This window comes from Rhodococcus shunpengi (assembly GCF_048381395.1).
Classification (GTDB): Bacteria; Actinomycetota; Actinomycetes; order Mycobacteriales; family Mycobacteriaceae; genus Rhodococcus.
This window is the reverse complement of record NZ_JBLWIU010000034.1, coordinates 633,047-650,188: the sequence shown is the minus strand read 5'-3', so window position 1 is coordinate 650,188 and position 17,142 is coordinate 633,047. Positions and strand designations below refer to the sequence as shown.

The following is a 17,142-nucleotide window of genomic DNA, read 5'->3' as shown; positions in this document are numbered from 1 at the left end:
TGCCGCAGACCGCAGAGTGCTCGGCATCCTGGGCCTGGTGGCGGCGCTCGTCGTCGTAGCTCTCGTGGTGCCGCATCCGACGATCGCCCAGATCCGGGAGTGGTCGGAATCCGTGCACGGCCCGGCACTGGTCCTGGCGTTCTTCGCCGTCCACGCCCTGGTCACGATCGCCCCGATTCCGCGCACGGTGTTCACCCTCAGCGCCGGCGTGCTGTTCGGCAGTGCCGTCGGCATCGGCGTGACGGTCGCCGCCTCCACGGTCAGCGCCGTCCTCGCGTTCCTGCTCGTGCGGGCCGTCGGACGCAAGGCCGTGGAATCGCGTCTCACACACCCGGCGGCGAAAGCGATCGATCTGCGGCTGGCACGCCGCGGATGGCTCGCGGTCGGCTCGTTGCGGTTGATCGCCGCCGCCCCGTTCTTCGTCGTGAACTGTTGCTGCGCGGTCTCGGCGGTCCGTCTCGTCCCCTACACACTCGCGACGGTCGTGGGCATCCTGCCGGGCACCGTGGCGGTGGTGCTCCTCGGTGACGCTCTGACCGGGCAGACCGATCCGCGACTGATGGTGATCACCGGGGTGTGCATCGCGCTCGGTCTCGCCGGGCTGTTGCTCGAGGCCCGACTCCCCGAGCCCGCCGGTTCGGCGCTCGACGCCGTCGTCGATCCGGATCAGGATCCGGCGTCGAGATAGTCGGCCAGGGTCGGGCCGAGGACGGCGAGCACGGCCGGGGTCATCATCTCCAGATGGTCGCAGTCGATCGTGTGCTCGGTGATCGTGCCGGACACCCACGGCCGCCACAGGGCCGGTGACGCACCGTCGCCCGTGCCGAGCGATCGCGCCGCGGCGACGAACAGCAGGTCGCCGTCGAAACATCGCAGGTCGAGCGTCGGCGCGGCCCGATGGACGTGCGCATAGGCGGTGAGGATCCGCTCCAGGTCGGCGGTGGACAGTCCGGTCTCGTGCCCGAGACTGCGGTTCACCGCGTCGAGCAGCTGCTCGCAGGTCATCTCGTCCGGCGTCGCGTGGGTCAGTTCGATGCCCAGTCCCGCCAGCAGCTCCGCGTGGGTGTGGGCACGCCGCTCGCGTTCGAGCGGGTAATAGTCGAGGACGACCAGATCGACGGGCTCCCCCGCGGCACGCAGTTCGACACCCATGTGATGGGCGATCAGTCCGCCCTGGGACCAGCCGAGCACGGTGTACGGACCTTGCGGTTGCACGGCCCGCAGCTCCCCGACGTAGCGGTGTGCCAGTTCGGCGGGTGTCGCGTCGAGGGGTCCGCCCGAGAGGTACGGCAGTTGCAGCCCGTACACCGGCCGATCCGGCAGGTGGCGCAGCAGTCCCGCGTACACCCAGGACAAGCCGATCGCGGGATGTACGCAGAACACCGGTGGGCGGTGACCGTGCCCGCGCAGGGGGATCAGCACATCGAACATGCCGGTCGTCGGAGCAGTGGTCGTGGTCGCCTCGTCGAGGCGATCCGCGAGGCCGGCCGGTGTGGGGTCGAGGAAGACCAGAGACAGCGGAACTTCCCGGCCCAGCTCGCTGCGCAGCTTCGATGCCACGGCGGTCGCGGCGAGCGAGTTGCCGCCGAGGTCGAAGAAGTTGTCGTCGATCCCGATCCGGTCCCGTTCGAGGACGGAGGCGAACGCGCGGGCGACGGCACCTTCGGTCGGCGTGCGCGGCGCCCGGTAGGCAGCCCCGACCGGCGCGGCCGCCGGTAACGCCGACCTGTCCACCTTCCCGCTCGGGGTGACGGGCAGGCCCGGTAGCACGACGATCACCGACGGGACCATGTACCGCGGCAGCCGGGTGGCCGCGAAATGCAGGATCTCGGGCGCCTCGATCGGAACGGTCCCGGTGGGCACCACATATCCGACGAGCCGGTCGCCGCTGCCGTCGTCGCGCACCACGACCACCGCCTGGGCAACGGCCGGATGCCGGAGCAGTGCCGCCTCGACCTCCTCGAGCTCGATGCGCAGACCGCGCAGCTGGATCTGGAAGTCACTGCGCCCGACGTAGACGGGCTCGGCGCCCGCCGCGGTGCGGGTCCAGCGCATCAGATCTCCGGTGCGGTACATCCGGCGCCCCGGGGCGCCGAGGGGGTCGGCGACGAAACGCGTCGCCGTCAGGCCGGGTTGTCCCGCATACCCTCGCCCCAGACCCGGTCCGGCGAGGTACAACTCCCCCACCGCGCCGCCGGCCACGGGCTGCAGATACGAGTCCAGCAGGTACTCGTCGAAACCGGGTATCGGCGGCCCCACGGTGGGATTCTCGCCGGGGACGAGCGGATCGAGCAGGTTCGACATCACCGTGGCCTCGCTCGGACCGTAGCCGTTGACCATGTGACGGCTCCGGGCCCACGTCTCCACCAGGGACGGCGGGCACGCCTCCCCACCGACGCTCACAAAGGTGAGGGCCGGCAGCGCGTCCCGATCCAGCGTCGCCAACACCGCGGGTGTGGTGTACAGGTGCGTGATCTCCTCGTCGGCGAGGACACGCTCGAGGTCGTCACCGGCGGCAATGCCGGGCGGCACCACGACGAGCCGTGCCCCGGCCGAGAACGCGACGATCGTTTCCAGCAGCGAGGCATCGAACACCGGAAGCATCGCCTGCGCGACTCGCGACTCGCGGTCGGCGACCGTCGAGAGCCGATCGACCAACTCGGCGATGCCGCGATGCGTCACGGTCACCCCCTTCGGCGTGCCCGTCGATCCGGACGTGAAGACGACATACGCGGCGTTGTCGGCGCGCACCGGAGCGCGGCGGTTGATGTCCGGCACCGGCGTTGCCGGCGCACCGTCGACGTCCATGTCCCGAACCGGCACGACGGATACATCGTCGGGCACCGCCGGTTCGGGTCCGTCGACGAGCACGCAGAGCGGTGTGACCGTCCGGATCATCGCGGTGACGCGGTCGCGGGGTTGGTCGGGGTCGGCGGGCACGTAGACGGCACCGGCGCGGACGACGGCGAGCATGGCGACGACCCGCAGGAACGACCGCCGCATCGCCACCACGACGGTGGTCTCCGGTGCTGCTCCGCGGGAGACGAGCAGATGTGCGAGCCGCTCGACCCGCTCGTCCAGCTCCGCGTAGGTCCATTGCCTGCCTGCGTCGACGACGGCGACGGACTCCGGGGACCGCGCCATCCAGTCGTCGAGGATCTCCGCCCACGTCCGTGAAGGGGCGGTGCCGGGAGCGGACACGACCGACACCTCGTCCCCGAACAGGCGGAGACGACCGAGCGGCACCTCCGGCCGATCGACGACGGCCTCGAGGACCTGGGCGACCTGCGACACGATCGCGTCGGCCGCGGCCCCGTCGAACAGATCCGGACGGTAGCTCAGTCGCAGCCGCAGCGCGTCGTCGACGTGCGCGATCAAAGTCAGCGGATAGTGGCCGGAGTCGTGTCCGGTGACCTCGCGCACCTGCATGCCCGCGATGTCGACCGCATCGGACAGAGCGGCACGGTCGACCGGGTACGACTCGAACACCGTCAGGGTGTCGAACCCGGCAGCCGGTCCGGCGACCTGCTGGATCTCCGTGAGACCGAGGTGATGCCGGTCGAGCAGTGCGGTCTGCTCGACTCGGATCCGCTCGACGAGCGCTGCGAGGGTTTCGTACGGGTCGAGCCGGACCCGCACGGGAACGGTATTGACGAACAGACCGATCATCTCCTCGACCCCGTCGACCTCCGCGGGCCGCCCGGAGACGGTCGATCCGAACACGACGTCGCGCTGCGAGGTGAGCTTCGCCAGCACGATCCCCCACGCGACCTGCACCACCGTGCCGACGGTGAGCCCGTGGTCCCGGACGAAGGCCTCCAGGCGCCGGGTGTCCGCCGGATCGAGCGCCCAGGTGGTCTCCTCGGACAGAGCCTGCACGAAGGTCTGCTCGGCGTCCGGGGCGACCAGCGTGGGCCGATCCGGACCGGCCAGGTACCGCGACCAGGCATCGCGGGCGGGCGCCGGGTCCTGCTGCACGAGCCACCGCACATAGTCCCGGTAGGGACGTACCGGCGGGAGAACCCCGGTGTCCGCATCGGTGCCGTACAGCACGAGGAGTTCCTTCAGCAGCAACGGCGCCGACCAACCGTCGAGCAGGATGTGGTGGTTCGTGAACACCAGCCGGTGATCGTCCGGTCCCATCCTGACCAGGCTCAAGCGCACCAGCGGTCCGTGCGCCGTGTCGAAACGCTGCGTCCGGTCCTCGGTCTGCAGACGGGCCAGTTCCGACGCACGGTCATCAGGATCCAGGTCGCTCAGATCCCGCTCACACAGCGGCAGTTCGACCGATGCCTGCACGACCTGCACGGGCGGGGACTCCCCGTCGAAGACGAAGTTCACCCGCAGGTTCGGATGCCGCGCCGCCAGGGCGGCCACCGCCCGCCGGAGGCGTCGCGGATCGACGACACCGCCCAGGTGCAGGGTCAGTTGCACCGTGTACGCGTCGAGCGAATCGTTCCGGAGGGCATGGAACAGAAAGCCGGTCTGCAAGGGGGTGAGGGGCCACACGTCCTCGAGGCCGGGATAACGGCGCTCGAGCTCGTCGAGGCGTTCCTGGCTCAACGGGACCAGCGGCAGATCCGACGGGGTGTGCCCTCCCGCGCCCGGTTCGGCGACGTGCCGGGCGAGGCCGCTCAGCATGCGTCGCCACCGTTCGGCCAGATCCGACACCTCCGGGCGGGCGATGACCCCGGTCGCATAGGCGAGATCCGCGCGCAGCACCGGACCGTCGGCGGTGTCGACGACCATGGCGTTGACGGAGATCACCGCCGGTACCGGCTGAGCGGGATCGAGGCCACCGCCGAATTCGATGTCCGTGACGGCGTCCGGCAGCGTGCTCCGGCCGTGGAAGTTGAAGGCGAGCCGGGGTGCCGGCAGGGCTTCGAGCGCGGCGCGGCCCTCGTCGTCGAGATACCGCAGCATCCCGTATCCGATCCCGTGGTCGGGAACGGCACGCAGGTGTTCCTTGACAGTCTTGATCGCGGTTCCCGCTGCGGTGCCGCCGCGTTCCACGGCCTCCACGTCGATACCGGCCAGGTCCAGTCGCACCGGATAGGCCGCGGTGAACCATCCGACCGTCCGGGACAGATCGGCTCCCGGCACGACCTGCTCCTCCCGGCCGTGGCCTTCCAACGCCACGAGCACCCGGGCGAGGTCGATCCCGCGCTCGGCGCGCTGCGCGACGACGGCTCCGGCCAGCGCTGCGAGAAGACCGTCCACGATGCTCCCGTGGAAGGCCGCCGGGAGGACGGTCAGCAGCGCGGTGGTCGTGGGGGCGGGAACCTCGACGGTGACGGTGTCGACGGTGGCCCCGACGTCGACCGCGGGGTCCAGCTCTCTGGCGCCGAGCAGCGCATCCGGACCCGACAGGGTCGAGATCCAGAACGGCAGCTCGGCCGCGCGCGTGCCGCGGCGGGTCGCCTCGACGAGACCGTGCGCCCAGCGGCGCATCGAGGTGCCCGTCGGTGCGGGATCCGGGTCGAGTCCGTGTTCGAGTCGAGCCGCCGCAGCAGCGAGGTCGCCCAACAGGATTCGCCAGGAGACACCGTCGATCACGGCATGATGTGCCACGAGCAACAGCCGCGACGCGGGTCCCGCCTCGAATTGCACCGCCTGCAACATCACTCCCCTGCCGGGATCCAACCGTCCGGTCGCGGCAGCATGCTCGGCAGCGGCGATCGCGGTGAATTCGGGCCCCGTCAGATCGTCCACCCGGACGCGACGCAGCATCGTCGACGCCGAGACGGAGCCGATCGGCCGTGTCTCCAGGCGCAGCTCGTCAGCCGCTCCGGGCTCCGCGTAGAACCGCGCTCGCAGCATGTCGTGCCGATCCACGACCGCCTGCAGGGCCGCGAGAAGGTCGGCCTCGCGGAGTCGGCCCGGCAGCGAAACCGACACCGATTGGCAGAAACCCGGATACGTTCGGCCGCTCCCGACCAGCCACCGCAGTATCGGGGTGAGCGGAACGTCGCCGACGCCGCCACCCGGCAGTTCCTCGAGCGTCGGCGCGGCCGGTCCGGCTGTGGTGAACGCCGCGGCGAGCGCTGCAACGGTCTTGTGTTCGAACACATCTCGGGGCGAGAGCACCAGTCCCGCGGCTTTGGCCCGCGCGACCAGCTGGATCGACATGATCGAATCGCCGCCGAGGGCGAAGAACGAATCCTGTGTTCCCACCCGGTCGACGCCGAGCACGTCGGCGAACACCCGGGCGAGAGCCCGTTCGGTGTCGGTGGTCGGTGCGATGTAGCCCTCGCTCCGCGTCGCGACCTCCGGGGCCGGCAGTGCGCGGCGGTCGAGTTTGCCGTGCACCGTCACCGGGAGGTCGGCCATGTGGACGAACGCGGCCGGAACCATGTAGTCGGGCAACCGTTCCCGGACGAAGCGACGGACGTCGTCGAGTCGCTCCTCTGCGGCGGGGTCGTTGACGTAGCGCGCGAGGCTGCCGACGTCGTCGGCCGGACGGTAGACGTCGGTCAGCGCTGCATCGGCCCTGTCGTCCGGGTCGTCGCGGAGGACGATCACCTCCATCGATCCCGGTTCCTGCGACCAGGTCACGGCGACCCGGTAGCCGAGTTCGGCGCCGAGCAGATCGAAGTCCGCAGGACCGATGCCGTCCGATCGTGGCCGGGGGTCCGGTTCCGGTACGAACGCGTGGCCGGGCATCGCATCGAGGGAGGTCGTCGCGGCCATCACGGACTGCAGGGCGGTGTGCGGTACGCCGGACACGCGCAGGGCGTCGGGACGATCCGTCCGTAGGTGGTCGGCGAGCGCGGCGAGTGTTCCGAATCCCGCCCAGGACCGGCACGGAACGTCGGCGAGCGACCTGGGTCCGGTACCGGTGTGCAGCACCACGCTGTAGCGGTACAAGCCGAGTTCGTTGGCCGTCCGCATCCGGCCGAGTTCGATGTCGACCCCGGTGACACCCGGCAGACGACCGGCCAGGCCGGCGAAGAACTCGGGGGCGAGCAGCAGTTCCCTCTCGGAGAGCGTGGCACGGCGGACGCGTTCGCGGATCGTGTCCGCGGTCTCGGTGCCGTCGGCACGGGCGAGTTCCACCGCGGCAGCGAAGTACGGCAGCAGCGCCTGGTTCCGGACATCGCCGAGATGGACCGATCCGCCGGGTGCGAGCAGCAGCAGGATCTTCCGGAGCACCTCGAGCAGATACGCCGCATCCGGGAAGTACTGGATCACCGAATTGAGCACGACGGTGTCGAAGTACCGCTGCGGCAACCCCTCGGTCGCGTGCGCCGGTTGCGTCCTCAACGTCACCCGATCGGCCCACGGCTGCGATCGCACGGCGGAGCGCAGCGTCTCGATCGTCGGGGCCGAGAAGTCCGTGCCCCAGTACTCGGCGCAGTCGGGGGCCAGTTCTCGGAGCAGGAGACCGGAGCCCACGCCGATCTCGAGCAGGCGTCGGGGCCGGAGCCGCCGGACGGCCCGCACGGCGGCGTCGCGCCAGTCCCGCATCTGCTCGACCGGAATGGGCTGCCCGGTGTCGGTGGCGTTCCAACCCGCGAAGGTGCCGGTGTCACCGGTGTCCTCTTGTGGCGGCGTGGAGTACACGTCGTCGTACAGTGCCCTCCACCGCTCGACGGTGCCGGTCGCGCGGGTCGGGTCGGCGAGCAGTGTCTGCTCCCGGTCGAGCACGACATACGCGACCAGTCGTCCGGTCTCGTGGTGCCCCGGAGTCTCCCGCACGACCACGGCCGTGTGGGCCACCGCCGGATGCGCACCCAGGACCGCTTCGATCTCACCGGGTTCGACCCGGAAACCGCGGACCTTGACCTGATCGTCGCAGCGGCCCACGAATTCCAGGTGCCCGCCCGGGCCCTCGGCATCGCTCGTCGAGCGGATCCACCGCACGATGTCACCGGTGCGGTACATCCGCTCCCCCGGCCCGCCGAACGGGGATGCCACGAATCGCGCCGCGGTCGTGGCCGGACGACCGGGATATCCGCGAGAGACCCCGTCCCCGGTGATGTACAACTCGCCGGGGACACCGGGCGGCACCGGCAGCAGTCCGGCGTCGAGGACGAGGACCGCGACTCCCGGGATCGATGTGCCGATCGGGACCGACGCGCGCTCTCCTCGGGCGAACGCGTCCTCGACGAGGTACATCGTCGCGCACACCGTCGTTTCCGTCGGTCCGTACGCGTTGACGAGCAACGTCGAGGGATGCGATTCGCGGAAGCGACGTGCGACCTCCGGGGACAGCACGTCACCGGCCGTGACCACCTGGTCCACACCGTCCCAGACCCGCGCCGGCACGACGGTGGGGTCGGCGAGGGCGTGGAACAGCGGTGTCGGAACGAACATCGTCGTCACACCGTGTTCGGAGATCATCCGCGCGACGGTCGATGGATCGAGCAGGCCGGGTGGCGCGAGCACCAGTTCGGTACCGCCGATCAGGGCGGGCCAGATCTCGTACACCGACGCGTCGAAACCCGGTGAGGACACCAGCGACATCCGGTGTCGCGGTCGCGAATCGGTCCATCCGTGCTCGACGAGGTGCACGAGGTTCCGATGCGTGACGGCCACTCCCTTCGGGACACCCGTGGAACCGGACGTGTAGATCGTGTACGCGGTGTTCGAGGGGTGCAGGGGCGCGATCCTGTCGTCGTCGGTGAGCGGTCGCGCATCGCCGGGCAGGGCGTGGGACGTCGGGCGGCCCGTCTCGTCGAGGATCACCACGACGGCGGGGGTCGCATGTGAGGTGAATCGACTGTCGGTGACCAGGACGCGGGGCGCGGCGTCGGCGAGGACGAAGGCGGTGCGTTCGCTCGGATAGGCGGGGTCCAACGGCAGATAGGCGCCACCCGCCGCCGACACCGCGAGAAGGGCGACGACCAGTGCCGGGGATCGGTCGAGGGCGACGACCACCACGGTCTCGGGCCCCACACCCAGCTCGACGAGCAGACGAGCCAGCCGGTTGGCCCGGGCATCGAGGTCACGGTACGTCCATCGGCCGACGACGCTGGTCAGCGCCGGTGCGTCCGGTGTCGCCGCGACCCGCTCGGCGAGCACCGCCGGCACCGTCCGATCAGCAGTGATGGCAGCCGGACCGCTCCACGCGTCGAGGAGCAGGTCGCGCTCCGACCGATCGAGCAGGTCGACAGCGTCGACCCGCCGGTGCGGCGATCTCACGAGGGCATCGAGGACACGGAGATACCGGTCCGCGAATCGTTCGACGGTGTCGCGCTCGAACAGATCGCTCGCGTATTCGATGCTGCCGAGCAGCCTGCCGTCCTCGGTGGACACGCGTTCCGACACGCTGATGTACAGGTCGAACCGCGCGATGTCGGTCGCGACGGGCAGCATCTCGACGTGGATGTCCGGATGGTCCAGGCTCGGCAGCGGGTTGTTCTGCAACGCGAATGCGACCTGGAACAGCGGATGATGGGCGGTCGAGCGCGCCGGGGCGAGCAGCTCCACCAACCGTTCGAAGGGCGCGTCCTGGTTCTCGTAGGCGGCCAGCGCCTTGGCCCGCACGCGGTCGAGGACATCGGCGAGCGTCCATCGTCCGGTGATGCCGTCCACGCGCAGCACCCAGGTGTTGACGAAGAATCCGACGAGATCGACGAGAGCCTCGTCGGTCCGCCCGGCCACCGGACCACCGATCGTGATGTCGTCTCCCGCACCGAGCTTGTGCAGGAGCACCACGAGTGCCGACTGGAAGACCATCGACGCGGTGGCCCCGTGCTCGGCAGCCAGGTCGTCGGTCGCGAGGCGCAGCTCCGCGGGGATCGTGAACTCCACCCGGCCACCGCGGAAGGACTGCACCGCGGGGCGGGGACGGTCGAGCGGAAGAGAAAGGCATTCCGGGACCTCGGCGAGTTCTTCTCGCCAGTAGGAGAACTGCCGGTGCAGGATGCTTCCCGTCTCGTCCTCGTCCCCCAGCACCTCCCGTTGCCACAGGGTGTAGTCGGCGTACTGCACCGGCAGCGGATCCCATCGCGGTTCGGTCCCGGCCGATCGGGCCGCGTATGCCAGCAGCATGTCGCGCACCAGCGGCACCATCGACGCGCCGTCGCCGGCGATGTGATGCAGCACGAGCACCAGCACGTGGTCGTCGGAACCCGTCTGCAGCAGGGTGGCCCGCACCGGGATGTCGGTGGACAGGTCGAAGGGCCGCCGCGCCTCGGCGCGCACGGTGGCCTGCTCTTCGTCGGCGGTCACTGCCCGCACAGGCAGCGACAATGAGGTCCGCTCGACCGGCAGGATGCGCTGGAAGGCGACTCCGTCGGATTCCTCGAAGACCGTGCGCAGGGACTCGTGGCGCCCCACGACATCGGCGAACGCCGCCCTCATCGCGTCGATGTCCACCCGTCCGGTCAGGCGTGCCGCCATGGGGATGTTGTAGGTCGGCGACGGACCTTCGTAGCGGTGGATGAACCACAACCGGGACTGCGCGTAGGACAACGGGATCCGGTCCGGTCGACGTCGGGGTGTCAACGGCGTCCGGGCGACACCGCAGTCCGCGAGTCGCGGTGCCAGCTCGGCGATCGTCGGTGCTTCGAAGAGCATCCTGATGGGTGCTTCGACGTGCAGTGCGGACCGGATCCCCGCCACGACACCGGTCGCCGACAGGGAATCGCCTCCGAGTTCGAAGAAGTTGTCGTCGACGCCGACCCGATCCGGGGACAGATGAAGAACGTCCGCGAAGACCCCCGCGAGAGTCCGTTCCAACCCCGTGCGCGGAGGACGATGGAGCACGCCCCGGCGGTCCGGGGCCGGCAGCGCGGCACGGTCCAGCTTGCCGTTGGCCGTGATCGGCATAGCTGCCAGCGGCACCACCACAGCCGGGACCATGAAATCCGGGAGTTCCGTCGCGAGCGCATCACGAATCGCTGCGGGAGCCGGCGCCGTACCGGTGCGCGGCACGACGTACGCCACCACCCGGTCGGATCCGGTCTCGCGCCGAACCACCGCCGCGGCCTGCTCGACGTCGGGGTGGCGGAGCAGTGCTGCTTCCACTTCGCCGAGTTCGATGCGCCGCCCCCGCACCTTGACCTGGAGGTCGGCGCGCCCGGCGTAGATCAGGCGCAGATCCGAGGCGATCTCTGCGGTGCTCTCGTCGCACGTCGACCACCGCACGAGATCGCCGGTGCGGTACATCCTCGACCCCGGTGGCCCGAACGGGTCCGCGACGAACCGCGTCGCCGTCGTCCCTGGCCGCCGGTGGTAACCCCGCGCCAGGGCACGTCCTGACGGATACAGCTCGCCGATCACCCCGGGCGGCACCGGATTCAGGCGTGCGTCGAGCACGACGGAACGGAATCCGGGTCCGAGTGTGCCTGCGGTGACCGGTCTGCCGGGCACGAGGTCCTCCGAGGCCATCTGCACGGTGATCTCGCTCGGCCCGTACCCGTTGACCATGCGGCGGCCCGGCGCCCATTTCTCCACGAGCCAGGTCGGGCAGTCCTCACCGCCGACGCTCACGAAGGACAGGTCCTCGGGGACCGCCGGATCGATCGTTGCGAGGACCGCAGGAGTGGTGCAGAAGTGGGTGATCCGCTCGGCGCGCAACGCATGTGCGAGGTCGTGACCGGCGGACGCGCCGGGTGGGCCGATCACCAGGTGCGCCGCCGAGCCGAACGCGACGAGCAACTCCAGTACCGCCAGGTCGAAGCTCGGGGATGTCCCGTGCCAGACCCGCGCGTCGTGGCCGGCGAGCGTGCGGGTGTGCGCGACGAGGTTCGACAGTCCCCGGTGGGTGACGACCACGCCTTTCGGCTGTCCCGTCGATCCGGAGGTGTAGATGAGGTAGGCGGGTTGATCCGAACGCGCGGGCGCGCACCGGTCCGTATCGGTCACCGGAGACCCGGTGTATCGCTTCGTCTCCGTGACCACCTCCGGATCGTCGACCACGGTCCACGGCACGGTGCCGGGAAGCAGGGACCGTTCGCCGATGGTGGTGAGTCCGAGCACGGCGCCGCAGTCGCGCAGCATGTACTCGATCCGGGCGGGCGGATAGGCGGGGTCCACCGGGACGAAGGCCGCGCCCGTCTTCGCCACGGCCCAGATCGAGACGATCGAGTCGACGGACCGGGCCATGCCGATCGCGACGAAACGTTCCGGTCCTGCGCCGCGCTCGATGAGCATGCGGGCCAGCCGATTCGACCGCTCATCGAGTTCCCGGTAGTCGATCCGGGTCTCGCCGCACGACACTGCGGTGGCCGCGGGGGTGCGGAGTGCAGCGTCGGTGAGGATTTCCGGCAGCAGACGTTCGGTCACCGGCGGCGGACCCGTCACGGGAACGAGTGCGGTCCGTTCGGCTGCGTCGAGCAGATCGAGGTCGCCGACCCGTATCTCCGGATCCTCTTCGACGGCCAGGAGGATCCGTTCCAGTCGGCGGGCGATGCGCTCGACGGTCGGCGCGGTGTAGGCGTCCGTGGTGTATCGGATGCGGAGCACGTCCGCGGACGTCGACTCGCGTCCGGCACCGTCGCCGGATTGCGGACGCTCCAGATCGATACGCAGGCCGACGTCGCCGAGGACGGTGTTCTCCACCTTCCTGTCCGCATCGCCCCGTCCTTCGACGGTGATGCGGAAGAGTGGGGTGTGCGATCCGTTCCGTGTCGGCGCCAGCGCGTCGAGCAGTGTCGCGGCAGATACGTCGGCATGTGCGAGAGCGTCCCGAGTCCCACGGGAGATGTCCTCGAGGAGATCTCGGAACGGCTCGTCGAGGCGCACTCGGGTGCGCACCGGCAGGACCGTGCGCACATGAGTGGTACCGGCCGGGACCGGGACACCGAGGACGACGTCGTCGGTACCACCCGACCTGGCAACGAGGATCGCGGTGGCAGCGTGCAGGATCGGGAGACGATCGTCGGCACATTCGGCGCTCGCTCGGCCCGGTCCGCTGCCGAGGGGATGGACGAACTGCGCCCACGCCGAAGCAGATCCCGCGTTGCCCGTCCGTCCACCGGCGGGTGCCGGCGTGGACGGTGACAGTGCGGGCGGGGTGGGTGCGCCGGCCAGAAGGTGCCGCCAGTGATCGAGCACGGTGTTCCGCCGGTAGCGGGGGGCGGCCGCTCCGGCGCTCGGCGGATGGATCGAACCGACCGGCGTTCGAGGGTCGGCTGCGACGAACTGCTCGAGGATCTCCGTGAAACAGATGCACTGCGCCTGTATCTCGTTCTCCTCGTATCGGTTCGGATTCGCCCGGAATTCGATCACGGTGCCGGCCGGCGCACTGCGGCGGTGGACGGTGATCAGCCGGTCCCCGACGGGCCCGCGCGACAGGACATGTGGTGTTCCCACGATGTCCCCCAGTACGGGTTGCTGATCGAACAGCATGACGTTGACCAGCGGGACCGAGAATCGGGACACCGGTTCGGATGTCGCCCGGCGGATGTCGTCGAGTCCGCACGCCTGGTGTCGGAGGGCTCCGACGAGCTCGACCTGCATCCGCCGGACGAGATCCTCGACGGGTTCGCTCGGATCCACCCGGATCCGCAGGGGAACCACGTTGACGAGCATTCCGGCGGACCGTCGCAGCTCGGCCGTCGTCCGCGCCGACACCGGGATGTTCACGAGCACGTCGTACCGCCCCGACCGCCGCGAGAAGAAACAGGCGGCGGCCGCGAGTACCACTGCGGCCGAGGAGGCATCCCGCATCGCCGGGGACCCCGACAGGTAGACGTCCGCAGTGTCCGACAGATCCGTCTCCGCCGTGAGGGTCCGGACCGCCGGGGGCACCTCCGTGGTGTCGACGTGCGGCAGGTCGCGGATCCGCTCACTCCAGTACTCACGATCCGCGACGAACCGGCTCGACGCGCGGTACTGCCGGTCCTTCTCGTACAACGTCCGTAGATCCGCCGGCGGCTTGTCCGGCGTCGACACCCCGTCCTGGCCGGAACTCCGGGAGGCGAGTGCCCTGGAATAGAGTTCGGCTCCCCTGCGGACGATGATCATCGCTCCGAACCCGTCGAGCGCGATGTGGTGAGCCTTGACGTACACGAGGTAACTGGCATCACCCGTGCGCAGAACCACGATGCGGCACAACCGGTCCGCCATCAGGTCGACGGGTGCTTCCACATCCCGCCGGAGCCACTCCTCGGCCACTCCCCGAGGATCGGATTCGTCACGGAGATCGACGACCTCGGTGGGTACATCGAGGTTTCGGTCGACGACCTGGCACGGACGGCCGTCCACGTCGACGAGACGCAGGAGGACGGTCTCGAACTCCCGCCCGGCGGTCGTCGACGCCCACTTCAGCAGCTCGAGATCGAGTTCTCCACGGAATTCCACGTATTGGGCGATGACGAAAGGGACTTCGGGCACGAGTTGCTGAGCGAGCCAGATACCGTACTGGGCCGGAGTCAGCGGGAACGCACCCGCGCGCTCGTCGTCGGAGTTGTGCGCGGTGCCTACGACGGGAGTGGCCACAGCGCCCCCTTCACGAGGATGTGTGTGCAGCGGCAGCGTCGAACGGGAGCGTCTCGTCGAGCCGGATGCCATCGAGCGTCGTGCACAGCTCACGAGTGGGAAGGACCGAGTCGGCACGTCGCTTCGAAAATGTATGCGTCAGCGTAGGACGGGGACGGGGTTGCTGCAATGCTGTGCAGCAGAACGAGATCGAGATGCGACCAGGACATGACGCAGAGGACGACGCTCACACATCCCGACATTCGGCATTTTCACGCCATAAACCTTGGGTTTGTTTGATGGGATGGATAGAAACCCTCCGTCCGCGCTATGCTCGTTTTACAAACTTAGAATGCAAAACTTTCGGTAAACTCCGGACGAAGGGGAATTCACGCCCGGCCCGACGGTCGAACGAGCACGGGACCCGCGAGAGCGGACGATGCACGAGGCCGGACCGGAACAGTCGAACATTTTGCGCTGCAACAATTTCCACTCGTCGTATGCCTGCTGCGCGAAACAGCCTTCCGACAATCCTTTCCAAGAACCTTCCCCGGTTCCCACAGACACGCGACATTCATCCCCCTGGAGGGAGGAAGCGCAGATGCCGATCCAGAGACGAGTCGGGCCTCGTTCGGGCACGGTCTGGGTGGACCTGTTCGGTGAAACCTCCGAGTACGCAGACGAAGCGAGCGCCCACCTGTTGAGAACGTGGGCGAGTGGGTATCTCACCGAACCCAACCCCGACCTCGGCCGCAGCGGGCCCGTCTGCCCGTTCGTTCGTCCGTCGATCGGCAAGCAGCTCTTCGGAGCCGCGTTCGTCCACGGACCCGCAATCGACGCCGGGGCACTCGGCACGATCGTGGAGGACCAGTTCGACCTGTACACGACGCTCTCACGCGAGGACGATCGCGACCGGAGCCTGAAGACGCTCGTGACCGTACTGCCCGACCTCACCGGCTTCGAGGTGATCGACGTCGTCCACGCGGAATTCAAGTCGCGGTTCGTCGAACACGGTTTCATGCTCGGCCAGTTCTACCCGGGCTGCACCCAGCCGGGTCTGTGGAATCACGACTTCCATCCGCTCGACGCCCCGTTGCCGATGCTGGTCGCCCGCAACATGATGACGACCGATTTCCCGTTTCTCGTCGGTCGCCAGGAATGGCTGTGCGCCTACTTCAAGAAGTTCGCCCCGGCACTGCCGTCGACACTCCGCCTCACCATCGCGAAACGGATGAAGTACGACGGCGATGCGGTGGACGCGATCACCGCACATCATGAGCTGACGGGGAACGAGCCGGCCCGCTAGCCCGTACGCATCGCCACGCGGCACCCCGATTCGTCAAGCTTCAGGTCTTGATTATCCTGAATCAAGCCCTCACACTTGACCCATGTTCGTCTTGACGGTCGACCAACGGGGCAGCCGCCGCGATGTCGACCGCGTGGCGGACCTCCTCACCGCACTGCAGGACGTTCCGCTGGTACGGCCCTTCGATCGCACCGCGGGCGACGAGGTCCAGGCCGTCGCGGACGATCCCGCTCTCGTCGTCGATCTCGTCCTCGACCTCCTCCGAAGAGAACGCTGGAGTATCGGGGTGGGAATCGGCCCGGTGGAGACCCCGCTCCCCGAGCAGACACGCGCCGGCCGCGGACCCGCCTTCGAACATGCCCGCACTGCTGTCGAACGCGCCAAGAGCGCACCCGGGCAGGTCACGGCCGAAGGTGACGACCCCGAGGCCACCGCCGATGTCGACGCCGCGCTCACCCTGCTCGCCACCGTCGTCCTGCGCCGCACCGAGCAGGGGCACGAGGCGGTCGATCTTGCTCGCCAGGGTCTGTCGCAGGCGCGGATCGCCGAGCGTCTCGACATCAGCAAGCAAGCGGTATCCCAGCGCCTCGCCACCGCCGGGTGGCAGGCCGAACTGGCCGGACGCGAACTCGTGCGCCGACTCCTGGAAAGGGCCGATCGTTGACCGTCCTCTCACTGGTGTGCCTGGCCGTCGCCGCTCTCGCACCCACGCTCGCGCTGCGCCCGAGCCTGCCGGTGTGGCCGGCCGCCTCGCTGAGCCTCGCGGGTCTCGCCGGTGCCGCCCTCGCCGCCACCGCGACCACACCGGTTCAGGGAGTCGCGCTCGCGGCCACGCTGATCCTCACCGCCACGGCGGCGATCACCGGGGGCGGACCCGCGGTCCTCGTGGCGTTCCGGATCGCGCGCCGGCAACCCGACGCCGGTCCCGAGCCCACCCCTCCCCCGGGCCCGCTCCGCGGCGGACGCGTCATCGGCGTGCTCGAACGCGGAGCGGTCACCGCCTCCGTCCTCGCCGGATGGCCCGAAGGGATCGCCGTCATCATGGCGGTGAAGGGTCTCGCCCGTTATCCCGAACTACGCGAACCGAATGCTTCCGAACAGTTCATCATCGGCACGTCCACCTCGGTGCTGTGGGCGGTCGCGGTGTGCGGCGTCGGGCAGGCGCTGATCACCTGACGCCGGGATCTCCACCGTCAGGTCTTCTTCAGCGCACTGCCCTTGTGCATCGCGACGTGATCGGTCTTGTCGCTCCGGATCTCGTACTGCGGCTCGTCCTCGCTGCACCGCCGCGTGCGTCCCTTGAACTCCACGTCCTCCGTGTGCTTCGCGATGATCACACCCTCGACGTATCCGGCCTCGGAGTTCCATCGGACGTGGTCACCGACGGAGAAGTGGGTCGCCATGTCGTCGTCCTCCCGCTCGGCCCGCTTCCTGTGACAGTCGGATAGCCGTCTCCGATCGGTCCT

The 17,142-nt window shown here is 69.3% G+C and carries 6 protein-coding genes; 4 read left to right on the top strand and 2 right to left on the bottom strand.

The features are described 5' to 3' along the window. Positions 1-16 precede the first annotated feature (16 nt). A complete protein-coding gene (locus tag ACNJ7K_RS23245; protein WP_487042293.1) occupies positions 17-688 on the top strand; it encodes a TVP38/TMEM64 family protein in 672 nt (223 codons plus the stop codon). On the opposite strand, the gene ACNJ7K_RS23240 is transcribed toward ACNJ7K_RS23245, so the two are convergent. Beyond that, positions 667-14,391 carry an amino acid adenylation domain-containing protein gene (locus tag ACNJ7K_RS23240; RefSeq protein WP_487042232.1) on the bottom strand — a complete coding sequence of 4,575 codons (13,725 nt, stop codon included), beginning with the start codon at positions 14,389-14,391 and terminating at the stop codon, positions 667-669. The two genes, ACNJ7K_RS23245 and ACNJ7K_RS23240, sit on opposite strands and share 22 nt — an antisense overlap. A 580-nt stretch (positions 14,392-14,971) precedes the next feature. Between ACNJ7K_RS23240 and ACNJ7K_RS23235 the strand changes: the two genes are divergently transcribed. The 3 genes from ACNJ7K_RS23235 (at position 14,972) to ACNJ7K_RS23225 (ending at position 16,852) form a co-directional block, all read left to right on the top strand. Then, positions 14,972-15,676 carry a DUF6875 domain-containing protein gene (locus ACNJ7K_RS23235; RefSeq protein WP_159418400.1) on the top strand — a complete coding sequence of 235 codons (705 nt, stop codon included), beginning with the start codon at positions 14,972-14,974 and terminating at the stop codon, positions 15,674-15,676. An 82-nt stretch (positions 15,677-15,758) separates the two neighbouring features. Further along, on the top strand, positions 15,759-16,340 hold the full coding sequence (locus ACNJ7K_RS23230; protein ID WP_268655672.1) for a hypothetical protein: 582 nt from the start codon (positions 15,759-15,761) through the stop codon (positions 16,338-16,340). Then, entirely contained in the window at positions 16,337-16,852 is a 516-nt protein-coding gene (locus tag ACNJ7K_RS23225; RefSeq protein ID WP_120282509.1) for a hypothetical protein, read from the top strand. Before ACNJ7K_RS23230 ends, ACNJ7K_RS23225 begins: the two co-directional genes overlap by 4 nt. Positions 16,853-16,869: 17 nt before the next feature. On the opposite strand, the gene ACNJ7K_RS23220 is transcribed toward ACNJ7K_RS23225, so the two are convergent. Further along, positions 16,870-17,079 carry a hypervirulence associated TUDOR domain-containing protein gene (locus tag ACNJ7K_RS23220; RefSeq protein ID WP_006551530.1) on the bottom strand — a complete coding sequence of 70 codons (210 nt, stop codon included), beginning with the start codon at positions 17,077-17,079 and terminating at the stop codon, positions 16,870-16,872. Positions 17,080-17,142 lie beyond the last annotated feature (63 nt).